This is a genomic window from Okeania sp. SIO2C2 (assembly GCF_010692625.1).
Lineage (GTDB): Bacteria > Cyanobacteriota > Cyanobacteriia > Cyanobacteriales > Microcoleaceae > Okeania > Okeania hirsuta.
Genome location: NZ_JAAHGM010000020.1, coordinates 13,083 through 40,051, shown reverse-complemented (window position 1 = coordinate 40,051; position 26,969 = coordinate 13,083). Strand labels below are relative to the sequence as shown.

Below are 26,969 nucleotides of genomic sequence, written 5' to 3'. Positions count from 1 at the left end.
ATCTTCACAAAAGAGGGAGTAGGGATTCAAGAATTTAGAATTTAGAATTTAGAATTAAGAGTTTAGAATTACCTCTTCTTATAAATAAGAAGATTGAATAAAAGGATTTTTTTCTTCTCTTGGTCGATTGGATATGGCGAGGAGACCCGTTCTTGCAGACCCGCTCCGCTAACGCCATCCCATCCTACAGAATGCTCCGCAAACGACCGCTTTTTCTCCATGAATGGAGAGGCTTTATACCTGAATTTTTCGGTAAAGGAAAATAATTGATAATTTATGTGCGATAATTGATTTTATTTTTTCTTATTGGACATTTCTAATAGTCACAAAGAGTTTAATAATTATGGTTAAAACTGATAATGTTAGTCTCCAGTTTGGCTTGATAATTCCAACAAATACTTATTCTAATTTAATTACATAGATAGAGACTTAATAATTTAAGATGACAGAATCAGGGTTTGACTTTAGCCACTACTATACATATCAAGAAGTGGTTAATTTTTTATATCAAATGAGTGAAAGTAATCCCCATTTGATTGAGTTAAAAGTTATTGGTAAAAGCTACGGCGGACTGGATATTTTCTTAGCTACTGTTACTAATCAAAATACAGGAAAAGCAAAAGAAAAACCTGGATATTGGATAGATGCTAATATTCATGCTGGAGAAGTTACAGGTTCTGCTGTTGCTCTATATATTATTTATCATCTACTAAATAATTACCCTAGGGAACCTCAAATTACTCGTTTATTAGACAACTACACAGTTTATGTATTACCTCGTATTGCTGTTGACGGAGCAGAACAATATTTAACAACTCCCCAAAGATTGCGATCGAGTATTCGTCATTATCCATATCCCGAAGAACGCGACGGACTTCACTGGGAAGATGTAAATGGGGATGGGTTAATTTTGCAGATGCGACTCAAAGATGATTGTGGAGCGTGGAAAATTTCGCCAGAAGACTCTAGAATAATGGTGCGTCGCGAACCCGATGAATTTGGAGGCACTTACTACACTATTCTGCCAGAGGGAATTATCAAAAACTATAATGGTTATGATATTAAAATTGCTCCTGCACTGGAAGGAATGGATTTTAATCGCAACTATCCTTATGGATGGCAACCGGAAGGAAAACAAAAAGGTGCTGGAGATTTTCCTTTTTCTGAACCGGAAACTCGTGCTGTAGCAGAATTTTGGCGGGAGCATTCTAATATTAATGGTTTTATTAGTTATCATACCTTTTCTGCGGTAATTTTACGTCCTTATAGCATTTACCCAGACCACCGCTTTCCTGTGAAGGATTTAGAAATTTACAAGTTGATTGGGGAAAAGGGTACTGAAATTACTGGTTATGAATGTGTTTCGGTTTATCATAACTTTTGCTATCCTGCTAATCGGAAGACTTATGGTGCAATGGATGATTATTGTTATGAGCGCTTTGGTTGGTTTGGTTTTGTTATAGAACTTTGGGATGCACCTACGGCAGCAGGAGTTGAGAAGGAGGATTATGTTAAGTGGTTACGACACCATCCTGTTTCAGACGATCTGAAATTGATGCAGTGGAATGATGAAAAGTTGGGTGGGAAGGGTTTTATTGACTGGCAACCGTTTGAACATCCGCAACTGGGTACTGTAGAAATTGGTGGATGGAATCATAAGGAGGTTTGGCAAAATGCTCCTGTGGAATATTTACCAAAGTTGTGCGAGCAACATTGTCAGTTTGCTATTTATCATGCTTTGATGTCACCTCGTTTGGCAGTGAGTCAGACGGTAGTTGAGCATCAGGGTGGTGATATTTATTTGGTAGTGGTGCAGTTGGAAAATCAGGGATTTTTGCCTACTTATACCAGTGAAAAAGCTAGGAAAGGAAAAAGTGTTCGACCTATAGAGGTGATGTTGACTTTGCCTGAAAGTGTAATGTTGCTTAGTGGGAAGCAGTTACAGGAAATAGGTCATTTAGAGGGGCGATCGAATAAAGCTTTTGCTAATTTTGCTCAAGGTAATGATTATCGTTGTCATGTTGAATGGGTGGTTAAAGGTTTTGCTGGTTGTGAAATTGAAATGACGGCGCGGGGGCAACGTTCAGGTGTGGTGAAAACTGTGATTACTTTAAAATAATGGCGTTGCTGAAAATCGTGTATGGTATTAATCTTAATTAGATATCTCCAGAAAAGAGGGAGTAGGCAGCTTTGCTGTAGGCAGTAGGGAACCCACCCCTCGCCCCTCCCCCTCCCAGGAGGGGAAATAATTGATAATTTATGTGTGAGAATTGATTTTATTTTGGATTTTTACCAGATGTCTATTCTTTAGGAGTCAACCTACCTCTAACCCCTCCCAGGAGGGGGAGTCAGGAGAACCGAGTCAGGAGAGAAGAAATAAGAAGAAAGAGTAGTATAAGAGAAAGTTTTGGTAGTCCTGTATATGTAGTGATCAAATGGTGGTCAGGCGATATAGCTGCCGCTAGGATCCGCCAACGCTTCATTATAATTATCAATGAAATACCAAATAACTCCTAAATGGTTTTATAGCTTTTTAGAAAAGGATAAACTCTTTCTGACCAACCGAGAAATTCTTTGACGTCAAGTATTATAGCAATGAGCGCTGGTATATTTACAAATTGCAGGAGTGGCCAAATAGCTAAAAATCTTATATTATCGGCAATTTATTCCCCCAGATGAGCTGTTGCCTGTTGCCTGTTGCCTGCGCACAGCGCTATATTTAATCTTTCTATATAAGATGTTAAACCTGTTTCTTTCCCCACTGATTTATGTCTTAAATCAGGAAAAACAAGATCGTAAGCTGACCAAAAATCTGTATAACAAACTGCACAGTGTCTATAGATACCTGGTCATGAATTCCACAATCCTAATGCCCCTTTTTCTCCTCTTTCCCCTAAGTAAAAACCCACAATTTCTTTACTCTCTATATCCAGAGCTAACCAGAGCCATTGTTTGTGATTTTTATTACCTACAAATAACCACATTTCATCACATTGGATAGTGAGTTTATATCATGTCCGTTGGTATCGTTTGTGTAAAAGTTAGCGTGGATATCTACAGGAAATTTAAGTTTTTTTCTTGCTCAATTGCCTTCCTGTTTGTTGCCTTCCGGAGCTGTTGCCTGTTGCCTACCTTTGCTATACAATACCGATGCTACCGGACATAATATTACCTGTTTTTTTTGTACATTTAATAGACTGTGAAACATGAGCATACTTATTAGACTTGTCGCTTTATAACTTAAAATTCCCCCAAAAACCTTGTTATGTAAGGATTGTAGCTATTGGATAGCAAAAATGCTGGGAATTATTGCTCTGTCTAGGTTAGAGTGATTTTTTCCCTTTATTTAGCGACAACTCTATTATTGACCTAATTCTGGAGCCATTTTTATGACACACCTGTTACTGGAATTATACCAGCCAAACTAATTTTTTCTAGTAATAACTGATCAATCAGTTCTTTGGTTTCATGACTAATATAATTTCTGTGAGTATTTTCGACAAATTGTCAGAGACTATTTTGACATTGATATTTTTGTTTTTTGTTGTGAATAGTCCCGTTTTTGACAATATAATTACTACCACAACTAGGACAGATTAATTGATGATTTGACATCTGAATTATAGAGATTTTTTTATGATTACTGTCATAGATAATAGCATACTTTTTTTCAGGATACTTGGGATTGATTCCTGATATTTTGATCTCTGATTATATGTAGCGATCGCCTAGGCAATAATTTTGATTTTTTTTGAGCAGGAAAAACTTAATATTTTCAAGATTAATGTCAAGAACTAATCATTTATATTGACTGATCACTACATATACAGGACTACCGAAAGTTTTTTGTTAACTAATTATCCAGGCATGATATCATACCTCAAATCACCAACACCAAAATAATTATGTATTATGCCATGTCCGGTTGAATACTTATAACCTACATTCCGCACGACAAAATGTCGTATAAAAAATAGGAGACAGGAGACAGCTATACTGGAGACAGGAGACAGGAGACAATTATAGTTGTCAATAGGAGTAAGTAATATCATGTCCGGTAGCATCGGTATTGTATAGCAAAGGTAGGGAACACTTAACTGGGAACACTTAACTGGGAACAGGCAGGAATACTTAAGGGCAATAAAAAAAACTTAAATTCCCTGTAGATATTCACCCTTGGGTTTACACAAACGCGCCCCAGCGGACATGATATAATTGAGTATTTATACTTAATATTTTCCTGAGAATCTGACTGCTGAGAAAGGTCAAATGTAGGAGCTATATAGTATAAATATCTACCAAGTTATATCATGTCCGGTAGCATCGGTATTGTATAGCAAAGGTAGGCAACAGGCAACAGGCAACAGGCAACAGGCAACAAACAGGAAGGCAATTTAGCAAGAAAAAAACTTAAATTTCCTGTAGATATCCACGCTAAGTTTTACACAAACGATACCAACGGACATGATATTACGGATTTTTCTACTACTTTTAATGTTACAAATTGAAGTGCGGAATGTGAGTTATAAATAACGATGAAGGAGTCAGGAGTTAAGAAGAGAAGAAAGTTTTTCCTGAACGCTATTAAACGGAAATGATATCACCTAACACTTAAAACTTTATTTTTATCAACCAGTTATTTCAGTTGCCAAGGCTGATTTATTCTGTTTTTTTCTGCATAAGAACAGACAAGTGAGTTGATTTAATTTCATTTTAATGAGAGCTTTCACTCAAATTTCAAGGAATTATAACACTACGCGCTGGGAATGGAAAGTAGGGTGGGATAACTACCAAGTTGAAATATAGCCATCTTCATCAGAACTTTAAAATACTCCATTCTTATTTAAAGATTTGATGAAGATCAGCAAAAATTGATGTTTTTTCAAAAAAAAAAGTTCATAATAGTAAGTGTGAATTTCAACTAACTTATTAACCTCAACTAAGTAACCTAGATATATCTGCTATGTATTTTGTAGTCAAGCATAGCAGATTTTTTCTTGTTTCAAAAACTATGAACTACATCATGTCCGTATAAACCCAAACAACCGATTTAAGTCTCTACCAATACAGTAACCGCTGCTACAGCAATTAACATTTCATCATTTTTATCTTCCAATTCAGCGATCGCCCTACCCTGTATTACCATACCCCCATCTTCAATAGTGATACTTTTCTGGCCAAAAGGCAATACAGCCAAAACTTCTTCTACCTTCACCTCTTCTGGATAAGGTACAGCCACCTGTACTTCTACAATCATTTCATTGGGATGACTTAAACCTGCTACTTCCCAGACTCCGGGTAAAGCATTATGAGCGATCGCATTTCTGACAGCTCTAGCTGCAGCTACTGTTGGTTCCTGGCCATGTTGGTCTATCCCCATACCCATTTCAATAATTAAACGTTTTCTCGTCATAACTACCCAAAATTAACTACAATTTGTTCAAAATAATAGAATCACCAGGAATTTCCCAGTGATATCATCTCCGGTAGGATCGTAGCGTATATAGAATAAGTTTCAATTAAAAGAAACCCTTTCCTACGGAATGCTACGCAAACAGCATAGCAGCATAGCTGCCCTCTGCTTTCCTTCCACCAAAGTATAAGTATTCAAGCGGACGTGATATGATTCTATTATCCTATGCTTTGAAGAAGGAGACAGGAGACAGCTATACTGGAGACAGGAGACAGGAGGAAAATTACTTATGGATAGTCAACGACCTGCCGCTCCGCGTCTACGCTCCCCCAAGTAATTTTGAACACCCCCGTTGACGGTGGGGTATTAAACCCACAAAGAAAATGATCAAAAAAAACTGATAGCTTTCAGCAATGGTATACAACTCGAAACAAAGTTTGTTAAAAATTAAATTGAGACAACTGTAAAAACTACCAACATATTCATTATCATTTATGAGAGTTGTCGCTAAATAGAGGGAAGAAATCGCTCCAACCTAGACAGAGCAATAATTCCAATACTTTTGTATTACTAATAGCTACAATCCTTACATAACAAAGGTTTTGGGGATTTTTTAAGTTATCAAGCGACAAGTCTATTGGTTAGCCAAAAAACTAAAATTATATGACAGAATCAAAAGCTAAAGTTAGAAAAGCAGTAATTCCAGCAGCAGGTTTTGGTACTCGGATGTTTCCAGCTACTAAAGTTGTCAAAAAAGAACTATTTCCGATTATTGACAAGGATGGTAGGGCAAAACCGATAATTCAAATAATTGTGGAAGAAGCCATAAATGCAGGAATAGAAAATGTGGGAATAGTAATACAAAAAAGCGATTTCCAAGTTTTTACAGATTTTTTCCAAGCTATCCCTAGTTATTATCAGAAACTTTCACCAGAGAAACAAGAATATTGTGAATATTTACAAAATTTAGGCAGTAAAATTACTCTATTAACTCAGTCAGAACAAGCTGGTTATGGTCATGCAGTTTTCTGTGCTAAAGAGTGGGTGGGAGATGAACCTTTTGTGTTATTACTAGGAGACCATATTTATACTTCAGAGGTAAAAAAATCTTGTGCAAGTCAAATTTTGCAAGTCTACGAACAGACCAATAAAAGTGTAATTGGCGTGAGAATAATACCAGGGACAGAAATACATCATTATGGTTGTATTAGTGGGAGTTTAGTTGCCGATGGCATAATTAATATAGATACAATTTATGAAAAACCAGAACTAAATTATGCCAGACAAAAACTTCATGTGGCAGGAATGAAAGAAGATGAATTTCTAGGAGTTTTTGGCATATATTTATTGACAACCAAAATATTTGATTACCTAGAAGAAAATATCAAACAAAATGTTAGAGAAAAAGGAGAATTTCAACTGACATCTTGTTTAGATAAGTTGCAAAAAACAGAAGGAATGAACGGGTATTTGGTAAAAGGGAGATGCTTTGACACCGGAATGCCAGATGTGTATTGGCAGACAATGATTGATTTTCGTAATGCTTGAGAGTATCATTGTAGAGAAAAATTTAGAACACAAGGGAAAAACTTACTATGACTCATTTTGGTTTAATATGTCCCGGATCGACAGGACACCTAAACACAATGCTTCCCTTGGGGCAAGAATTAAAAAGGCGCGGTCATCGCGTTACTATGATCGGGGTGCTTGATGCTGAAGCTAAAACATTAGCAGCAGGATTAGAATTTCTAGCTTATGGTACAGAAGAATATCCCAAAGGAGGGATGGCAGAATCTTTAAATCAGCTGAGTAAACTTAGCGGGTTAGCTGCCTTTCGCTATACCATTAACCTATTTAAAGACGGGGCAAATGTTTTGCTTCGGGATGCTCCGCAAGTTATCAAAAATGCTGGCGTAGATGCTTTACTAATTGACCAAGCTTCATCAGCAGGTTCGATCGCCGATTTTCTCAACATTCCTTTTATCACTATCTGTAGCGCAGTAGTATTAAATCCAGATGAGAATGTCCCCCCTTATTTGACCAACTGGAAATATAGCACCGCCTGGTGGGCAAAATTACGCAATCAAGCTGGTTATGCTTTGTATAAACGCCTGAGAAAACCGATCGCGCAAGTAGTAGCTGAGTATCGTCGCCAATGGAATTTACCTCTATACTCTCAACTTGGTGATGCTTATTCTCAACTAGCTCAAATTAGTCACCAACCTGCTGAGTTAGAATTTCCCAGGAAAAATTTGCCCCAGTGGTTTCATTTTACTGGACCCTATCATTATTCCAGTAGTCGAGAACCTGTTTCCTTTCCTTGGGATAAATTGACAGGAAAACCTCTGATTTATGCTTCTATGGGAACTGTGCAAAATCGTCTGATTGATGTCTTTTATAAAATTGCAGCAGCTTGTGAGGGGTTGGATGCTCAGTTAGTAATTTCTCTGGGTGGGTCTGCAACTCCAGAATCTTTACCTAATTTGCCAGGAAGTCCTTTAGTTGTGGAATATGCGCCCCAGTTAGAGTTGCTCAAGAAAGTCACTCTTACTATTACTCATGCAGGTATGAATACAACTTTGGAATGTTTAAATAATGCAGTGCCAATGGTTGCTATTCCTATTGCTAACGACCAACCAGGAATAGCAGCGCGAATTGCTTGGAGTGGAGCAGGAGAAGCTGTACCTCTGAAACGTTTGACTGTACCTAGGTTAAAAAACGCCATTTCCCAGGTATTGACACAACCTTCATATAAACAAAATGCTTTGAGACTACAGAAAGCGATTGACACAGCAGGTGGGGTAACTCGTGCTGCCGATATTATTGAACAAGTAGTATCTACAGGAAAACCAGTCTTAGCAGGAACTATATAACTAGGAGAAAATTAATTATTATGACTCATTTTGGTGCTATCTGTCCTACACATTTTACAGGACATCTAAATACAATGCTACCTTTGGCACAAGAATTAAAAAGGCGGGGTCATCGCGTCACCTTTATTGGAATAGTTGGTTATGAAGCTAAGGTACTGGGAGCAGGATTAGAATATCTTGGCTATGGTAAAGAAGAACTTCCTCAAAGAGTGATGACAGAATATTTGGATCATCTCAGTCAACTTAGTGGCATACCTGCTTTTCGCTATGCTGTAGTTACAATTTTGGAAAAAGATGCAAATGCTTTTCTTCAGGATGCTCCACAAATTATCAAACATGCTGGCATAGATGCTTTGCTTATTGACTCGGTTTCAACAGGAGGGGCAACGATCGCCGAGCTTCTCAAAATTCCTTTTATCACTATTTATAGCGTAGTGCTATCTCTTCAAGAGAATACCGTTCCTCCTATTTTCACTAACTGGAAATATAACCGTTCTACTAAACTTACCCAAACTTACCCAAAATGGTATTTTGAGCTTTGGAGCTAGCTTCCTGTTTCACTGAAGACCACTGACCGCAGTCTGTAACTTATCTTCTCCACAGGCTTAAAATCGCTTGGAACTCAAGCTACTGATGCACATAGTTTTCTAGGTTGATAGCAGCATTGAAGTCTCTATCTGCTCTTGAACCACAGTTGCTACATTCGTAAGTTCTCATACTCAACGGCATTTTTTGTCGATGCCCACAATGAGAGCAGAGCTGAGAACTTGGATAAAATCTATCAGCTATTACTAACTTTGAGCCATACCATTTACACTTGTACGATAGCTGACGCCTAAATTCATAAAAGCCACAGTCTGCTATCGCACTTGCCAGTTTATGGTTTTTCAGCATTCCACTTACATTCAAATCCTCTATGACTATGGTGCTGTGGTTTTTAGCTAACCATGTTGTCAGTTTATGTAATGCGTTTGCTCTGATATCAGCTACTTTTTTGTGAGTCTTGGCTAGTCTTTTTACGGCTTTGGCTCTGTTTTTGCTACCAGGCTCTTTTTTCTTGAGACGCCGTTGATAACGAGTTAGTCGTTTTTTGGCTTGTTTGTAGGCTTTGACATTAGCAAATCTTGTTCCATCACTACAAGTTGCTAGAGTATTTATGCCAATATCTACACCGATAATATCTCGTTTTTTAGTCGGAGGTTTGGGCTCACATTCATCATATTTAAAACTAATGTACCAATTATCTGCACGTTTTGAGATTGTGACATTTTTTACTGGTACAGATGGTAAGATTTCATAAGTTTTTACTATTCCTATTCTTGGTAGTTTAATATAGTTTCCTTGAACAATTTTGATACTTCCTTCTAAGTAAAAACTGTCTTTTTTCCCCTTTTTCTTAAATTTTGGAAATCCACATTTGGGAATAGTTAAAAAGTTTTTAAATGCCCTGTCTAAATCTCTTAAAGCTTGCTGGGGGGCACACTTTGATACTTCATAATACCAGGGATTTTCACTTTTAACTTCAGCAATTAAACGTTTATGCAAAGTGATAGCACTAGGCCGTTTCTTAGTTGATTCGTACTCAGTTATACAAGTTGCTAATCCCCAATTATAAGCATGACGAGCTACACCTGCGTGTTTGGCAAGTATAGTTCTTTGGTAATTGTTGACTTTTAATTTGGTCCTAATTGATTTCATTTGAACAGGTTAAGCCATGAAAATAAAGTCTATTAAATTATTTTAAGATAATTTTAATGTATGATAGCAGATCATCAGCATATTTTCAATATTTCTTAATAATTGTCCAACTTTGTCCAATTATTTGGCTTCAGTAGTTAGCCCCACCTGGTGGGCAAAACTGCGTAACAAATTTGAGTACCGTAGATCTAGACGCTGGGCTAAACCTTTGATAGAGGTCGTGAGTAAATATCGTACTCAATGGAATTTACCTTTGCAACCTCAGCCTGATACTCCTAATTATCAATTAGCTCAAATTAGTCACCAACCTGCTGAGTTAGAATTTCCCAGGAAAAATTTGCCTGAGTGCTTTCATTTCACAGGACCATTTCATTATTCAGGTACTAGAGAACCTGTTGCCTTCCCTTGGGATAAGTTAACTGGGAAACCTTTAATTTATGCTTCTCTTGGAAGTTTAGTAAATCGTTTTTTTGATATCTTTGATAAAATTGCAGCAGCTTGTGAGGGGTTGGATGCTCAGTTAGTAATTTCTCTGGGGGGTTCAGCAATTCCAGAATCTCTACCGAACTTACCGGGAAATCCCCTAGTTGTCAAATATGCACCTCAGTTAGAACTGCTGCAAAAAGTTACTCTGACTATTACTCATGCAGGAATGAACACAACTCTAGAATGTTTAAACAATGGAGTACCAATGATTGCTATTCCTATTGCTCTGGATCAACCAGGAATAGGAGCACGAATAGCTTGGAGTGGAGCAGGGGAAGCTATACCACTGAAGCGCTTGACTGTACCTCGGTTAAAAAAGGCAATTTCTAAAGTGCTGACAAAACCGTCATATAAACAAAATGCTTTGAGATTACAGTCAGCAATTCAGCGATCGGGTGGGGTAACTCGTGCTGCTGATATTATTGAACAAGCAGTATCTACAGGAAAACCTGTCTTAGCAGGAACGATAAACTAGGAAGGCAGAAACAATTTTTCAACTTCTACTTTTCTCCTGATCTGAAATCCGGTTATACATTTGTCGCACTTTATATAGCGCTGTGCGCAGGCAACAGCTCCGGAAGAGGGAATAAAAAACCTTTGAAGAAGGAGACAGGAGACAGGAGACAGGAGACAGGAGGAAAATTACATGGGGATAGTCAACGACCTGTCGCTCCGCGTCTACGCTCCCCCAAGTAATGCGTGAACACCCCCGTTGACGGTGGGGTATTAAACCCACAAAGAAAATGATAATATAAGACTTTTAGCTATTGGACAGTTCTTGTAATTTGTAAATATGCCAGCGCACATTGCTATATAAAAAAACTTCTGGCATTGAAGCTTTCTTTCCCTACTGCCTACAGCAAAGCTGCCTTCTGCCTTCCTTCCTCTAAAGTGTAAGTATTCAACCGTTAGCGTAGCTCCCCCTCCGGGGGAACATGATATAAAAAATCAAATCAATTATTCCAAAGAAATTATCAATTCTTTACGCCTACTCCCTACAGCAAAGCTGCCTACTCCCTATGCGTGGAGGAGATGTCTAATTATCATTACATTTAAGCAACGCCAAACAATTGTGCTATCCCCCATCTCCCAATCTACCCCATATCTTTAGCTCCCCATCAATGTTCCATCTGAGTGTCATTGCCAAATTTTTCTAAATTATTTTCCTTTCGTGCCTCCTAACTCCCGATCTAATTACATCAATGCTACCGAATTTGATATCATTTCAGTGTTCTATAGAATTATGCTCAAATTATTCTGAACTAAGCACAGAATCACGTTCCGCTAGTAGACGACGTAATTCCTGTTGTCGAGCGCTATCAAGTGGAAAATTCCAGATAGCGATCGCTGCTAAAAGACTAATTGGGATAGGAACACAAATAAATATATATTTAAGCGCCTCAATTGCTGCGGGAGTATTTGTACCTCCAGGAACAAAACCAATCCAATCTAGAATAGGGTAAACCAGACCAACTCCTAAAGCAGAACCAACTTTGTTAGTCATGGTCAACAAAGAATAGTACAGACCTGTACGCTGTGTACCAGATTCCAGGTTGTCATGGTCTGTAACATCTGCCATGATCGAGCGTAACAAAAATGCTCCCGCACCAGATTCGATGCCAAACAGAATATTAACTAAAGCATATAGCCATAAATTCCCTGGTTGAACTAGCAATAAAGTAATGAGAATTATACAACCATAAATTTTAGCAACACCAAAAGTTCGATGCTTCTCCAAGCTATAACTAAGACGCATCCAGAAAGGAATGCCACAAAAACTAGCAATGAAATAGAGTAAAAGCATGAGACTAGACCATTGACCTAGATCCATGGCATAAGTAACAAAAAAAATGTAGATTGAACCAATAATTCCAGGAGCAAGACCAATCATAACATTTGCCAGCAGAACTCGCATTAGTAGCTTGTTTTTCAACAGCAGAGAAGTTGACTTGAGCAAACCAAGTTGAGGTGGTGGTGTCACAAGTCTTTCTTCAACATGACAAACAGCGATCGCTACAGTAATAGGCAGTAGTACAATAGTAAACCAACCCATAGCAGCAACTTTATTCCCAGCATCAACACTCTTAGTCTGCTCAAGAATCGTTGGAAGTATCAAGACAGCTAACATTCCAAAGACTAGAGCAAACTCTCGCCAACCTTGAATTCGCGATCGCTCATAATAATCAGATGATAATTCTGCACCCCAAGACATATGAGAGATACTCAACAGAGTCCAACCCACATACAGCAGCAACATCCAAAACAGAAGATAATTTCCCGTGACTGGTGCTTCGGGAATAAATACTTTGTAAACGCAAATCATTAAAATGGGAACAGATAATATAATCCAATGACGGCGACGTCCAAGGGGAGTTGTGACTTTATCACTGAGAATACCAAGAACTGGATCGGTAAAAACGTCCCAGAAACGGGTAATCATAAAAATTGTGCCCACCAGAGAAAGGCCAAGTCCCATTTCTTCTGCATAAAAAGGGGGGAGGTAGACCAAAAGAGGAAGACCAAGAGCGGAAAGGGGTATTGCGGGAGAGACAAAAGCTGCGATAGTTTTTTTGGTCAGATTCATCTTTTTGTATTATTTATGGCCTTGGAGCAAGTATGAGATTATATTTCATTTAATTTTAGTTAGATGAATCATAAATTACCGAATAATTAATAATTAGGGTTTGCTGAAAAAGTCTTTTTGCTGAGGTAGGAGACAGGAGACAGGAGACAGGAGACAGGAGAAATGGGGGATTTAAAGGAGGTAGTAGGAAGAATTATCCCTTGATTTTTCTGCGATAGTCAACCCTACATCCTAGCTTTTTGAGTTCCCTAGAACGAAAACCTTGTACAATTGCTAGACCCAAAAATGCGCTCAACCTTTATATGTCAATGGTTTTAAATTTAATCAGCAAGCCCTAATTAATAATTAAGAGTTGATAGTTAATAATTATTCATTCAACAATTCACGCCTTGAAGCATCCCCTTGGATAGGGGATAAAATAAAAAAAGTCCTTTGACTCAATCCTATCCGTTTTAAGAAGAGGTAATTATTAATTGTTAATTGTTAATTGTTAATTGTTAATTGTTAATTGCTGAAATTAGTTCTATATTTACTTAAGATTGGGGGAAATCTTTTGGGCAATACTGAGGCGATCATGATTTGTAATTTTATTTGTCATAACCTAAAGTACCAGGAACAATAAAATCTGGTATTTTAATCTCTGGATGTTTCTCTAATAACCGATAAATTTTTTGGCGAATATCTACAATATCTGGTTTATCTATTTGATTATTACGAGTATTTTCTTGTGACAAATTAGAGCCACTTTGAGAATCTTTAGTAAAGGCTTTACAAGCATTATCAACTTCAGAAATAGGTAATCCACAATACTGAACAATAGATGTCACTATTAATTGTGGATTTGCTACTAAATCTTCGTAACGAACGGCACAAGCAGGAACACCTTTTTTGTAGAGGTATAGATAACGTTGCATCACGGATAACCACATAGTTGTATATAAATCAATTGCATTAAGGTCTGTAAAATCAATATAATTAGAATAATCCTTGAGCAATGGGATAGCTTTACTGTAACGTTCTATGTTTTCTTTGATAGTTGGAAGTATCGAACTCATAAAGGCAAAAGCACGCATAGCAGATTTTACATAATCTTCAGCATTTCGATATAAGAAAATTGCCTTATAATTAGGAAGTACATTGTGTATTAATTCTCCTAATTCAATACAAAAACTCCGCAATTTTATGACACAGCATGAAGATTTTCCTCTTACATTAGGTTTGCTTACAAGATAAATACAAAGCTTAAGTAATTCAGCTATTTCATCATCATTACTACCATCAGTATTTCGCATTCCTACTATTTGGGAAAAAACATCAGGTTCAGATAAACTAAGCACATTATCTACTTGGTTAAATACTTTGCTTAGTAAAGTCGAACCACAACGCCCTACAGAATAAATTATTACTAGATTTTTAATTGGTTCTATTTCTTCTATTAATTGTGGAATTTCAGCCAAAGGAACAGCAATTAATTTCTGAGCATGGTCATATTGAGCATGATAAAAAAAGGCTGCCTGAGAAAGATCGATATCTAAGGGAGTTTCTACAAAAATTGCTCGTTGATTTTGTGCGTCGAGACAATATAAACTAATATTAGGATTTTTAATAATCGTTTTGGGGTCAATTGTTTCCCCTTCCTGATAATCAAAATCCTCTAGTTTAGCAATTGTATTAGCAGGGGTGCGATTTTTCTTTTGAATATGAAGAATTTTGGTACTCATTTTGATTAAGGATAATTAAGAATTTTTTGATTAGTTATGGGTAGACAAATGAGAATTGATTATTTCTACAGCTTGTTTAACTCCATTTTCAGCAGAGATTTTTTGGCCTAAGATACGCGCTTTTTCTTTCATGGTTTCATCGCTAGTAGCAATCTTAATTGCAGCAGCTAATTTTTCAGCCGTTAATTTTTGTCGTGGTATGGGTTGAGTTCCCACGCCTAAATTAGCCACTCTTTGCCCCCAGAAAGGTTGATCTACAGCAAAAGGTATAATAATAGAAGGAACACCAGCTCGCAACCCCGCAGCAGTTGTACCTGCACCACCATGATGAACTACTGCTGCCATCTGGGGAAATAACCAATCATGGGGAACTGAGTCAATCTTAAATATATTCTCTGGTAAATCAGCATTGGTTAATGCACCCCAACCTTTCAACAAAATACCTCTTTGTCCACTTTCATTCAAAGCATCAAGTACCAATTTTGTTAACGCTTCTGGGTTAGTATCACTCATACTGCCAAAACCAATATACACAGGGGGAGAACCTCCTTGAAGGAAATCTACTAATTCTTGTGGTGGTTGCCAATTTGCCGGGCTATCTAAAAACCAATATCCTGTAACATAAGCCCAATCTTGCCAATCTGAAGGTTTTGGTAGAACATTAGGACTATAGCAATGGAGGGTTGGAATTTTTTGTTGTCTTTGACAACTATAAACACCTGTAATGGGAATTGGTGATAAATTTAGGGTTTCGGTTCGCCAACCGAACATGATATTACTTTTGACTTTTGACTTTTGACTTTTAACTTTTAACTTCATCAAGCAATACTCCCCCGCTTCCGAGTCTCTTTATAAGAAGTTCCCACATTTTTCAAACCAGCTTTAATCATTTCCTGTTCCAATAAAGCAAAGAAACTCGCCCGGTCGCCTCCCCTAACCACCGCCTGATTATGAGCTTCCGCTAATACCACCGGATAACCATAACCCTTTTGCACTTGAGCCAACATCATTCCTAACACTAACTCCAACATTTCTTCATCCTCAGCCACCCATTCTGGCATATCAATTCTGGCAACTTCCGTACCAACATTCACATAACAAAAATAGATAATATTATCCCCATATAAATCTAAAATTCTAGCCGAAGATTGCCATAAAGGACTTCTTTGCCCAGGTTGCAATATTGAACCCCAAAATACCACATCTCGCAAGGGTTCAAATGACTGACAAGGTGCTTTTTCCGTAAAACCAAATCCTCCTAAACCAACATTCGGACAATTACTTATACAATCAGGTTCATCATAAATACAAGCCTTTAAACGTAAAAAAGATAAACTTTCACTACTCCGAGAAGCACTCAAATAACCAATCAAAGGAATACCCGCTAACTTTAATTTATTCCAAGCATCTAAAATCGGATTTAAAATTCTATCCCGTGCTTCAGAAGGCAAAGATTCTAAGAACCAATAAATCAGAGAACCATCAACCATTGCTAATATTGGCGAACCTAAATTATTAGAATTATTTTCCCTCCATTCACAACCTAATTCTGCTAAAACCAAAGCCTCAGAAATAGTCCGTCGATAACCCATCCATTCTTCAGTTTTAATTCCCCATTGTCGAGAAATATAAAGGTCATCTGCTTGATAAAAAATTTCTGGAATACTATCTAAAAGTGGATAAATACTTTCACCATAATTCAACATTACTCGCCCAATATTTAGCAAATAACAATAGGCTATTTCATGGTGACTTGGTGCTATTTGAGAACCGTCTGTAGCAAATACTGTATGATTTTTTGGCGGAGGATTAATTAAGGGATAAGTATCTAAAGATTCTATAGGAATAGCTGGATTAAAAAGTATGCGATCGCTCCAACTTTCTTCTAATTCTAATAATTCTTCTTGTTCAGTTTTTGCCTCTTCTAATAATTTTTGAGCTATTTCTAATCTATTTTGTGCTGCCATTGCTTCTGCTTTGAGATGTTGGCTCATCCCTTGCATTTGTTTCGCTAGTTTTGTTAGGTCTAGCATTGTTTTTATTTCCTAATTTTTAGAGATTTAAGTAGTTAATTAATAAGGAAGTCTAGTAGTGGACTGTTTCGCCTAAAATAGTGCATTAGCCTTTTTGATAATCACCCCATCACCCTGTCATTACATTCCCCTACCCCCATTTTCTAATGCACATTTTTAGATGAAACAATCCAGTAGGGTGCGTTAGCGAAACGAAGTGGAGCGTAACGCACCGTTTTTGATCGAGATTTACGCATCCACCATATTTAGTAGGGGCGAATGCCATTCGCCTTACAGATGGTGTATAATTCCATTTTTTGTGTAAGTCCTGTTGATTTTGCCTGGTGCGTTACGCTATCGCTAACAGCACCCTACTTTCCCTACTTTCCCACTTTTTTCTTTATACTTTATACTTTCCACTTAGAAAAATTCTGGCAAAACTGAGTAGAAGATAATAAATGAATAGGTGGATATTGAGTTACAGATTCTCGTTCTTTCTGAGTATTGTAACCCCAATCTGCTAAAAATAATTCTACTTCTTTTAAATCCGATTGTTTTTGTACAGATAGTAAAGTTTTCAATCTATCTTCAACAAACCAAATAATTGTTCCTGCTCCTGATGCTGCTGATAACATTCTCAGAGTTTCATATTTAGGACGTTTACATTCTTTACCAATAATATCCGTTTCTGGTAAATTCACACCTTGTTTTTGGAGGAGCGATCGTACAAACCGCCCCTCTTTAGTTGTCACAATAACTGGTTTAACTTCTGATACTATTAACTGCTTTAATTTTTCCACTACTCCTGGATAAAACTCATGTAAAGACAACCATCCTTCTAAATCTTTTGCTATCCATTCATCTCTAGTAGTATCTAGACAACTACCAATTTCTCCTGGATTTTGATTCTCTTCAGTCACAATTTTTGTAGCGATCGCCTGCCATTCCTGTAAAATACTTTCTTCTTCAATACCTAATATTAATGCCCGAATCAAAACAGGCATTTCCCAGCCAATTTCAATTACGGGACGTAATTGATAAAACTGTTCTGCCAAATCATTATTTGGTATTTGCTGTGATGGTTGCCAAATTTGACAGTAGGTGCGCCAGGCCGTTTGAAAATATTCAACCAGTCCATTGCATAAAACGCCATCAAAGTCAAGAGCTAGAAGAGTAGGAATTGTTGTTTGCATAATTTAAAAGTTCAAAATCAAAAATTAAAAGTAAGACTGCTCGGTCGCTGTTGCCTACTCTAAATAAATTTTATCGTCAACTTTAGGCTGATTAAACCTAAAACCCTGAACCAACAACCTTCTTCAGTAGTCCTGCATGGTAATGGTAAGGATATTTATTATATATTTTTTAATTTCTCCTACTGCCCCATCCCCCCAGGGCTAATTTTTTGTCGCCAGAAAATACTAATATAAAATACATTTTAGTTGTACAAATATACTATACAAATCTCCCCACCTCCCCATCTCCCCATCTCCCCATCTCCCCACACTCCCTGAGATGTTGGATTTTTTAACAAAACTATGTTTTTTACTTTAACTATGGTTACAATAACTACAGGTTTATTAAAATTTAAGAATTCAATAAACAAACAAAGACCAATCACAAAAATTGGTTGTTCTAATTATCAAGCGATAAACCAATTTTAATAATGGAGAGGTAAAATTATGAGTACTAACGGTAATATGACAGAAACTAATAAAACTACTGACACCAGTAGTAAAACTACTACTCAAAGTAATCAGCCAACAAAATTGGATCAAGGGTCTCAACAGCGTACCACTTTACAAGTTGAAACTAAACCAGTACAAGAAAAGCAAGCACAAGAGTCTCAAGTCTCTGGAAAATTAGCCTTACCTGGAAATCGTCCTATTGGCACAACTAATCTTAAGTATACTCAAACAATTTCTAATCGTCCTGTAGTTTCAACAGGTCTTGAAGTACATCATACAATGTCCGCTTCTGGAATTCGTCCAGTTGTTTCTAGTGGATTAGAGTTTAATAGTACTATTACTGCTTCTGGAGTTCGCCCTATAGGTACTAATCATTTAGAAGTTAGTCAAACTTTGATGAATCGTCCAGTTGCTTCTAATCAGGTTGATAATGAAGGTTTGATGGGTTTTTTAGATTAGAATTTAACCATTTTCTTCTAATTTAGAAAGTGTGTCTATAGATTATTAATTACGTTTGTTTGTCAAAATTTAGATTATTTTGGCAAACTGTAACTATAAAAGAGGGATTAGGGAGTAGGGAGTAGGGAAAAGGGAGAAATAATTGATAATTTATGTGCAATAATTGATTTTATTTTTGATTATTGGAGATATCCAATAAATAATTCACTATTCATTATTACCTATCCTTGAAGTAGATAGGATTGACAAAAAGTAAAATATTTTTTTGTTTGTTGTTTGTTTATTCAGATGATAAAGATGCTTTAACTATGAATTATTCGGTAAATACTGAAAGATATACTAAATTTTTTTTGCGGAATAATTCTGTTAAATAATTTTTCTCAAAAATTTTATTGATTTCCCTAATTTTATTTTTTACTATTCTCTCTCTAGTTACATATAATTTTCAACCTTATAGCTACTCGAACGGAGAAAGGTTTTGTTTATTATTTAATTTAAGCAGTCTGATAATGATTTGTGAAAAATCCAGAACTTATAGATAGAAAATCAAAAAACTTGATCTCTAACCCCTAATTAAAAATTTTCGTAATTCCTAGATTTTATTCACAACTAAAATAGGACTACCATGTATAGCAATGTGCGCTGGCATATTTACAAATTACAGTAACTGTCCAATAGCTAAAAGCCTGATATTATCGGTTTTTTATTCCCCCTTCCGGAGCTGTTGCCTGTTGCCTGTTGCCTGCGCACAGCGCTATATAGCATTTTTATTTGCAATGTCAAACAATAGTTAGTTATTTACTAACATTAAAAAGTCCGGTAAACCATCTTACCTTTTGCCTCTTGCCTTTCGCCTTTTTCCTAAAATTTGCCAGATTTTTGAAACAACTAAAATGAAATTTATACTATATTATATTCATGATTTTTTTGACTTTAAATGGAGGACTATGAGTAATTTTTCTACTAGATTTAATCTATATAACTTGAAAGTTTTATACTTTATAGCAATATTCAGTATAGTTATTGCCATTAGTGGTTGTACTCCATCAGCTCAATCAACTGGTATTCAAGTAAATTCAGAAGAATTAGAAAAGCAAGTATTACAGATTATTAGTAATAATCCAGAAGCAATTATTGAATCAGTACAAGCTTACCAACAACAACAACTGGAACAACAGCAAGCTAGTAAGCAAGAAGCATTAAAACAGTTTAAAACCAATCCTCAAACAAAAATTGGTAATTCTCCAACTTTGGGTTCTACCGAGCAAAAAATCGTGTTGTTTGAATTCTCCGATTTTCAATGTCCTTTCTGCTCTAAAGTGCAAGGAAATCTTAAAGAATTTATGGATAAACATCAAGATAGAGTAACTTTAGTATTTAAGCATTTACCTCTAGTAAGAATTCACCCTCAAGCAATTCCAGCAGCTAAAGCATCTTGGGCAGCTCAACAACAAGGTAAATTTTGGGAATATCACGATGCTTTATTTGAACAACAGGATAAATTAGGTGAAGAGTTCTATATAGAAATTGCTAATAATTTGAACTTAGATATAGAGAAGTTTAATAGCGATCGAAAGTCTCAGGAAGCAACTGAGTCAATTCAACAAGATTTTCAACTAGCTCAAGAAATTGGTGCTTCTGGTACACCTTTCTTTGTGATGAATGGAGAAACTTTTTCTGGTGCAGTAAAAGTATCAGATATGGAGAAACTTTTGGCTAAAGTTAGTCAATAAATTTACCTTTTGAAAAAATTAAAAATAGATGGCTTGAAAAGGGAAGAAGAGAAAGTTAGATGGAATAGCTAACGGGTATTTGGTCCGCATCTACAAACTCCAACTAATTGCAGATACCATATAGAACTCATTTGGTATCTTTGCAAAGGTATGTGTTTTTGGCATAGAAGTCAGGGGTCAGGAGTCAGGAAATTCAGAAATAGAATAGGGGACAAAACGGATGGGACCCCGCGCCGTCGCATGGCGCAAGAGGTCGAGGGATGGCGTTAGCGTTTGCGATAGCATTCCGCTAGGAAAGCTCCTCTGTTTGCGCAGCATTCCGCAGGAAAAGAGGCAGCGACTCTCTCTGTCAAGAGCGGGTATCCTCACCATATCTAATCGACCAACAGAGCGGTCAGATCCTGCGTCAGCGCAAGACGCAAGGGAATGCTGACTCCTGTGAGGGAACGCGCACCAACGTAATTCTCAAGTAGCAATTAATTAAATTCAACAAGATGTTTAACTAGCTCAAGAAATTGGTGCTTCTGGTACGCCTTTTTTTTGTGATGGATGGAGAAACTTTTACTGCACCAGAAAAAGTATCATATCAAATCCGGTTAAACAACCATAGAATGGTTAAGTTAGGAGGAGTCAGGAGTCAGTCCTCAGGAGTCAGGAGAAGAAAGAATTACAAAGATGAGCGTAGTTATGACGATTGAAGATTTTTTTTATGTCCAATTAAACGGATTTGATATCAGATATGGAGATGGCTTTAGCTAAAGTTATTTAGTAGATACTTTGCCTGGTCTTGCAAGAGACAAAAGCATTAAAAAAGATTGAATTTTGACTTTTGCTAGAGGTTTAAATCAATCTCAACCAAAAAAAAATTAAAAATGGATTGTACAATCCATTTTTAATTTTAATAATTTTTTATTAAACTGTATTTTTTATTATTAAACAGTAACTAACTCAGGTGCAGAAACAGGACGCTTACTGTTACGAATACCATTAATTGCTTCTGCATAATCATCAGCTTTAAACACGGCAGAACCTGCAACAATAGCATTAGCACCAGCTTCTAATACCTGCCAAGTATTATTAGTCTTAAGACCACCATCAACTTCAATCCAAGGATCGAGTCCTCGCTCATCACACATTTCACGAAGCTTACGAATCTTAGATACTACTCCAGGAATAAAACTCTGGCCTCCAAAACCAGGGTTGACACTCATAATCAACACCAAGTCACACAAATCTAAAGTATATTCAATTAATTCTAATGGTGTAGAAGGATTAAGAACTACACCAGCTTGCTTACCCAACTCTTTGATTTGGCCTAGAGTTCGGTGCAAATGGGGTGAAGCATTATGTTCAGCATGAACAGATATAATATCAGCACCTGCCTTAGCAAAATCTTCAACATATTTCTCTGGCTCCACAATCATTAAGTGGACATCAAGAGTTTTTTCAGTGACAGGGCGAAGTGCTTGGACTATTAATGGACCGATAGTAATGTTAGGTACAAAACGGCCATCCATTACATCAACATGAATCCAGTCAGCACCAGCTTGGTCTACAGCTCGTACTTCATCTCCAAGACGGCTAAAATCTGCTGATAGTATAGATGGGGCAATAACAATAGGTTTTTTCTGCATAGTGGTCATAAGAGTGAATGTTCTCCTACTATTCTCTGTTGCGTAAATTTTAACACTAATTTAATAATTTATTGTCAGAATATATATGTAGCATTGAAATTTGAGATATAAACAAAAAATTAAATGTTTGAGGAAACAGGGGAAAGTCAAATGTTTGACAGGGTTTTTAGGAGGAAAAAAAATTAATAACTTACAAAATACTTACCAAGAAAGTCAGTAACATGGTGAGTAGAGAAATCTGTTTTAGGAAAATCTAATAAAGATATATCATTCCGGTCAGAATAATCATCAAAATCTCCAAAAAATTCACCAATATCAGGTAAAAATCCTGGCATTGATACTGAATTTTTTATGAGTTTATTATAAGAAAAATTAACTTTTGAATAATAACATATAACTTTTATTTGTGAAATCATAAAAAATCAGTTATTTTAACTTTTTGACAAACATGAATTTTTAAATTATTTTGATATATATACGCAATAAATATCGGTAATTTGCTATCTACCATGATTGTAAATGTATATTTTTCATCCTCAAGTACATACTCAAAATTCATATCAAACTTCCAGTGCTCCCCTCTATTTTTTTGATAATCTAGGATGAATCTCTCAACTTATTCTATAGAAGCATTAGTTTGTAGATGAAAAATAAACTTGTTTAAGTCAAGTTTTTCATTGATTAAATGTGGTATATATTTTATATTTTCAGCTTGAATTAAATGTATCATCACCTCTATATATTTTTTCAGTTGTTAATTTAAGGTAATTAAACGAAGAAACCAAAATGGGATATACTTATTCTAATTCAAATCTTCTTATTGTTATTATAGTGACTTTGATTTTCTGTACCCTCAAAAAAAAGAGATTACCAGAATCTGACAGATTTAAGTTATATAAATACCAACAAAAACTGAACTTTTGCTAATAACCAAAATGAAAAATACTCAGCAACTAGAAAACTCTAACATTAACCGCCTACAACTATATTTATTAGTCACTCCAGTATTAGGTTTCTTCATGGCAATGTGGATTCTGTATCGTCAACACCGTAGTCCACAACATAGAGCAGTCAGCAAATTAGTTATTACTTTAACCATGATGTGGATCTTGGGCAATATTTTATTACAACCAGGGACTGAAGTTGGGGAATCTGGGACTATCACACTGTTATTAATAAATAGCCTGCTAACTACTAGCTACTTCATAATAAGTTTAGGGCTAATGGTTCGTATTTGGAAAAAACAACCATTATGGCTACCAGGAATTAGCCGGATAGCAGAAAAAGTGGTAGGTAAACATTTATGATAGTCGAAGATTCTATTAAACTATTGAAAATTCTAATTTTCAGTAAAATTTTTCTGACAATAAAACCTTATTTTAATATTTAGTGTGTGAGGAAGCCAGTGCCCGCTAATAAATTTTTACATTCAACCTCTAGAAAATATTCAATAACAGAAAATCTACAGAGACAACCTACCCAATTTGGTCCAGGACATTGGTTTGGTTTAGGTCTAGGTTTAGCCGGAGTGGCAATGATATCTGCAACAGCAGGCGCTCTCTTAGCCGTATCTCTTTCCAGCACTCCACTAATGCAACAAAAGCTCTCTCCAGAAGAAGCAGCAGTATTTTCTCAACAAGACCTGGCCAAAAGTAATATGAGATTGCCAGAGTTAACCCGACCTGTAAATATATTGTTATTGGGAATAAAAGTATTAACCTCAGATTTAGAAGAATATCCCCATGATAATGATATAGGATATCACGCTTTGGTTAATTCTTTTAAAGGATTATCTGATACGATGCTTCTAGTAAGGTTCGACCCGAAAAATCAGAAGTTAACTTTGCTTTCTATTCCTAGAGATACTCGTACTTATGTGGAAGATCGAGGCTTAACCAAGATTAATGCTGCGAACTATTATGGAGGACCTGCTAAAAGTGCCAAAGCTGTGAGTGAACTTCTTGGTGGGGTAGGAATTGACCGTTATATTCGAGTCAATGTACAAGGAGTAGAAAAATTAATAGATGCTCTTGGGGGTGTCAAAGTTAATGTGCCCAAAGACATGAAATATCAAGATGATAGTCAACATTTGTATATTAATCTCAAAGCTGGGGAACAACATCTCGATGGCGATCGGGTTCTACAATTTTTGAGATTCCGCTACGATAATTTAGGGGACATTGGGCGAGTGCAACGCCAGCAACTTCTGATGCGAGCATTTATGGAACAGTTGGTTAATGTCAAAACTTTATCACGACTACCAAAAATTCTTTCGGTAATTCAGTCTCATATTGATACAAATTTGAGTGTTGAGGAGTTAGTCGCTTTGATGAATTTTGCTGCTAAAACTGAGCGTTCGAATGTGCAGATGTTGATGGTACCTGGTGAGTTTAGCAACCCTGAAAAGTATAATGCTAGTTACTGGTTGCCCGATCTGACAACTCTAGATACGATGATTGCCAAACACTTTGATTTTGGTTACGATCGCGAACAATTAGAAAATTATGAGTCTTCTTATGTTAGAGTAGCAATTCAAGATAGTACAGATGATTGGGACTCTGTTGATGAATTAGTAAATTCCTTAAACGATGCTGGTTATTGGAATGTCAAAGTGGCTAAACGTTGGAATTCACCTTTGGAAGTGACTCGAATTATTGCTCAGAAAGGAGATATGCAAGCTGCGCAGGAAGTTCAAAAGTCTCTAGGTTTTGGAGAAGTTTTTGTAGAAAGTACGGGATATTTAAGGTCAGATGTGACTATTCAGTTAGGAAAAGATTGGTTATCAATTCAGGATGAGTCTCAAAATTCACGAGATTGGTAGTACAAAAGTCAAATTTTGCAGTTAGGGCGCTATACTTGCAGAAATTTTCTATTTGATGAGGTACATCTTGGCAGTAGAGAACACAGGAACTTGGGCGTTGCTGAAAAGTAATGATAAATATTCTATAATTATCCACATGAAATGTCCAAAATGTAACTCCACACCAGGAAAAATGGCCATATTTGTGACCAACAATGTTTCCAATGCCGAGTATGTGGTCGGCAATTGGTTGAATCCTCTAAAATGCAACCCTATTCACCACAGATTAAAGAACTATGTCTCAAGATGTATGTTAATGGTATGGGTTTACGAGGTATCCAACGAGTAACAGAGATTGATCATACAACCTTGATCAACTAGATTAAAGACCCAGGTATCAAGTTACCGGATGCACCCGAAGATGAGGAAATACCAGAAATAACTGAAATTGATGAGTTACAGACTTTCGTTGGCAACGCCGAAAAACAAAGTGTGGATTTGGACAGAGCGTGAATCATTGGAACCAGGGAATCTTGTCCTGGGTTATAGGCGATGGCAGTAATAAAACCTTTCAATATTTGTGGTCAATAATTAGGTGCTGGCATAGTTTTTGGTATGTAAGTGATGGTGATTGTGTATACCCTTGTTTTATTGCTCCAGAGGATAACTTGGTAAGTAAAACTTATATGACCAGGGTAGAAGGGGAAAATACTCGACTAGGACATTACCTAGCTCGCCTTCACTGCAAAACCCTTTGCTACTCGCGCGTCCCTTGAGATGCTCAAGTATTCCATTCGTCTTCTGCTGCACTATCTCAAATTTCAAACTCTTCCTATGGAAGCATAAATTATTACCAATCAGCAACGCCAAAATTCAAGGGTTTAAGGCCTCAACTATATTTGAAAAAGCGCGTGGTGCGACTTTTATGGGGGTTTGAATCTCCCATTATACACCTTGAGAAGCTGATCGCTAATAGCTGAGTGCTGAGTGTTACTTCAAAAAAAGATGAATGAAAGCTATAAACAAGTCTCCGCGATCATAGAAAATGATATCTATTTTTCACAGTATAAGCTGCGAAAAACTACCTTATAGCTCCTAAGACTATACCTTAATTCAGTAAAATTATATTCTGAAAAGATTGGTAGTTTTTATCAAAAAAAAGTTTTTTAACATAAAAAAAATCTCGTTATTGGATTAAAAAATTTTTACGAATAGAAAGTAAAATTAGTATACAAGCAACCTTCAATAACCAAGGAATAATGTTAAAAAACCATATTAATCCAATGAATCCGATACAGGGTGCGAGCAAGCGAGGAATCCCATCCAGAGTTTTGACATCAGAATTGACACTGATAAAAATAGCCAGACAAGAAATACATAAGGGAATTATATAGTTAAGATTCATGGTATTTATGAGTGATTTATAAATAATGAGTGATCTAGATAAACAGTATAGCTAAAGATCGAATAAGTTCCCATCATATAGAGTTAGTACCTAACGATTAGAAACGGGATCGGGAATATGAAATTCGATCCATTGCGCTCCATAACTGTAAAAGGCTTCATTGACTTTCAATCTGAGGTATAATTTGACCTTGGGATTGCACACAAAACAGAATTTGTGCAAAAATAAAAATATATAATAGTTGCAATTACCATATTTCTTATGGAATTTGTTACTTGAGAATAACAGTGAAATCACTGAAAAATCACTGAAAGGTTTTCCTTCCTCAGTGGAAGCACGGAGACTTCCAAACTATCAATTTTTTAGGTGAAATTTGAGTTCCTCAACTAAAAAAATAAAAGCAGAAACTTATCAATTTTATTCATCATTAAACGAATAAATTCCTGAAATAATTCAGGAATATCGG

Annotated in this window: 20 protein-coding genes and 3 pseudogenes; 12 read left to right on the top strand and 11 right to left on the bottom strand. The window is 36.4% G+C overall.

Translation table 11 applies throughout. The features are described 5' to 3' along the window. The first annotated feature begins 442 nt into the window (after window positions 1-442). Window positions 443-2,119, top strand: coding sequence for a M14 family metallopeptidase (locus F6K18_RS17795; RefSeq protein ID WP_287522599.1), 1,677 nt, complete (start codon window positions 443-445; stop codon window positions 2,117-2,119). A gap of 592 nt (window positions 2,120-2,711) precedes the next feature. Here the strand turns inward: F6K18_RS17795 and F6K18_RS17790 are convergent. From F6K18_RS17790 to F6K18_RS17780, 3 genes and pseudogenes are all read right to left on the bottom strand, one after another. After that, window positions 2,712-3,008 (bottom strand): annotated as a pseudogene (locus F6K18_RS17790) (IS1 family transposase); the annotation flags it as partial. 382 nt (window positions 3,009-3,390) lie between these two features. Next, a pseudogene (locus F6K18_RS17785) lies at window positions 3,391-3,615 on the bottom strand (IS1 family transposase); the annotation flags it as partial. Between the two features lie 1,435 nt (window positions 3,616-5,050). After that, window positions 5,051-5,413: a Lin0512 family protein gene (locus F6K18_RS17780; RefSeq protein WP_124143178.1), complete on the bottom strand. Its 363-nt coding sequence runs from the start codon at window positions 5,411-5,413 to the stop codon at window positions 5,051-5,053. Between the two features lie 209 nt (window positions 5,414-5,622). On the opposite strand from F6K18_RS17780, the gene F6K18_RS17775 reads away from it, so the two are divergent. The 4 genes from F6K18_RS17775 (at window position 5,623) to F6K18_RS17760 (ending at window position 8,834) form a co-directional block, all read left to right on the top strand. Further along, the gene (locus F6K18_RS17775; protein ID WP_287522597.1) at window positions 5,623-5,769 is read left to right on the top strand and encodes a hypothetical protein; all 147 of its coding nucleotides are present in this window, start codon (window positions 5,623-5,625) and stop codon (window positions 5,767-5,769) included. Between the two features lie 307 nt (window positions 5,770-6,076). Next, window positions 6,077-6,961 (top strand): UTP--glucose-1-phosphate uridylyltransferase, encoded by an 885-nt coding sequence (locus tag F6K18_RS17770; RefSeq protein ID WP_287522595.1) that lies wholly within the window; start codon window positions 6,077-6,079, stop codon window positions 6,959-6,961. Window positions 6,962-7,008: 47 nt separating this feature from the next. Continuing rightward, on the top strand, window positions 7,009-8,286 hold the full coding sequence (locus F6K18_RS17765) for a glycosyltransferase (protein ID WP_287522593.1): 1,278 nt from the start codon (window positions 7,009-7,011) through the stop codon (window positions 8,284-8,286). A 20-nt stretch (window positions 8,287-8,306) separates the two neighbouring features. After that, a complete protein-coding gene (locus tag F6K18_RS17760) occupies window positions 8,307-8,834 on the top strand; it encodes a hypothetical protein (protein WP_287522592.1) in 528 nt (175 codons plus the stop codon). A gap of 79 nt (window positions 8,835-8,913) precedes the next feature. On the opposite strand, the gene F6K18_RS17755 is transcribed toward F6K18_RS17760, so the two are convergent. Further along, window positions 8,914-9,984 carry an RNA-guided endonuclease TnpB family protein gene (locus tag F6K18_RS17755; protein ID WP_287522590.1) on the bottom strand — a complete coding sequence of 357 codons (1,071 nt, stop codon included), beginning with the start codon at window positions 9,982-9,984 and terminating at the stop codon, window positions 8,914-8,916. Window positions 9,985-10,096: 112 nt separating this feature from the next. On the opposite strand from F6K18_RS17755, the gene F6K18_RS17750 reads away from it, so the two are divergent. After that, on the top strand, window positions 10,097-10,945 hold the full coding sequence (locus F6K18_RS17750; protein ID WP_353735105.1) for a nucleotide disphospho-sugar-binding domain-containing protein: 849 nt from the start codon (window positions 10,097-10,099) through the stop codon (window positions 10,943-10,945). 777 nt (window positions 10,946-11,722) lie between these two features. On the opposite strand, the gene F6K18_RS17745 is transcribed toward F6K18_RS17750, so the two are convergent. The 5 genes from F6K18_RS17745 to F6K18_RS17725 form a co-directional block, all read right to left on the bottom strand. Further along, window positions 11,723-13,054 carry an MFS transporter gene (locus F6K18_RS17745; RefSeq protein WP_287522588.1) on the bottom strand — a complete coding sequence of 444 codons (1,332 nt, stop codon included), beginning with the start codon at window positions 13,052-13,054 and terminating at the stop codon, window positions 11,723-11,725. 587 nt (window positions 13,055-13,641) lie between these two features. Continuing rightward, complete coding sequence (locus F6K18_RS17740) at window positions 13,642-14,775, bottom strand: sulfotransferase (RefSeq protein WP_287522586.1); 1,134 nt, start codon at window positions 14,773-14,775, stop codon at window positions 13,642-13,644. A gap of 30 nt (window positions 14,776-14,805) precedes the next feature. Then, window positions 14,806-15,594 (bottom strand): glycosyltransferase, encoded by a 789-nt coding sequence (locus tag F6K18_RS17735; protein WP_287522584.1) that lies wholly within the window; start codon window positions 15,592-15,594, stop codon window positions 14,806-14,808. Then, the gene (locus tag F6K18_RS17730) at window positions 15,594-16,808 is read right to left on the bottom strand and encodes a DNA double-strand break repair nuclease NurA (protein ID WP_287522582.1); all 1,215 of its coding nucleotides are present in this window, start codon (window positions 16,806-16,808) and stop codon (window positions 15,594-15,596) included. The genes F6K18_RS17735 and F6K18_RS17730 overlap by 1 nt, the downstream gene beginning before the upstream one ends. Window positions 16,809-17,194: 386 nt before the next feature. Beyond that, on the bottom strand, window positions 17,195-17,980 hold the full coding sequence (locus tag F6K18_RS17725) for an HAD family hydrolase (protein ID WP_287522580.1): 786 nt from the start codon (window positions 17,978-17,980) through the stop codon (window positions 17,195-17,197). A 486-nt stretch (window positions 17,981-18,466) separates the two neighbouring features. Here F6K18_RS17725 and F6K18_RS17720 point away from each other — a divergent pair, with 486 nt between their 5' ends. The 3 genes from F6K18_RS17720 to F6K18_RS17710 all read left to right on the top strand — a co-directional run bounded on the left by F6K18_RS17720 (window position 18,467) and on the right by F6K18_RS17710 (window position 21,362). Further along, complete coding sequence (locus F6K18_RS17720; protein ID WP_287522578.1) at window positions 18,467-18,931, top strand: hypothetical protein; 465 nt, start codon at window positions 18,467-18,469, stop codon at window positions 18,929-18,931. A 947-nt stretch (window positions 18,932-19,878) separates the two neighbouring features. Next, entirely contained in the window at window positions 19,879-20,664 is a 786-nt protein-coding gene (locus F6K18_RS17715) for a DsbA family protein (RefSeq protein WP_287522576.1), read from the top strand. A 518-nt stretch (window positions 20,665-21,182) separates the two neighbouring features. After that, window positions 21,183-21,362 (top strand): hypothetical protein, encoded by a 180-nt coding sequence (locus F6K18_RS17710; RefSeq protein ID WP_287522575.1) that lies wholly within the window; start codon window positions 21,183-21,185, stop codon window positions 21,360-21,362. A gap of 234 nt (window positions 21,363-21,596) precedes the next feature. Here F6K18_RS17710 and rpe read toward each other — a convergent pair whose 3' ends face one another. Further along, complete coding sequence (gene rpe / locus F6K18_RS17705) at window positions 21,597-22,307, bottom strand: ribulose-phosphate 3-epimerase (RefSeq protein WP_287278844.1); 711 nt, start codon at window positions 22,305-22,307, stop codon at window positions 21,597-21,599. 173 nt (window positions 22,308-22,480) lie between these two features. Further along, a complete protein-coding gene (locus F6K18_RS17700) occupies window positions 22,481-22,633 on the bottom strand; it encodes a hypothetical protein (RefSeq protein WP_287522574.1) in 153 nt (50 codons plus the stop codon). 600 nt (window positions 22,634-23,233) lie between these two features. Here F6K18_RS17700 and F6K18_RS17695 point away from each other — a divergent pair. The 3 genes and pseudogenes from F6K18_RS17695 to F6K18_RS17685 all read left to right on the top strand — a co-directional run bounded on the left by F6K18_RS17695 (window position 23,234) and on the right by F6K18_RS17685 (window position 25,944). Next, window positions 23,234-23,605, top strand: coding sequence for a hypothetical protein (locus F6K18_RS17695; RefSeq protein ID WP_287522573.1), 372 nt, complete (start codon window positions 23,234-23,236; stop codon window positions 23,603-23,605). A gap of 86 nt (window positions 23,606-23,691) precedes the next feature. Further along, window positions 23,692-25,119, top strand: a complete 1,428-nt coding sequence (locus F6K18_RS17690; protein WP_287522572.1) for an LCP family protein — start codon at window positions 23,692-23,694, stop codon at window positions 25,117-25,119. A gap of 136 nt (window positions 25,120-25,255) precedes the next feature. Further along, window positions 25,256-25,944 (top strand): annotated as a pseudogene (locus F6K18_RS17685) (IS1 family transposase). Window positions 25,945-26,969: the final 1,025 nt, after the last annotated feature.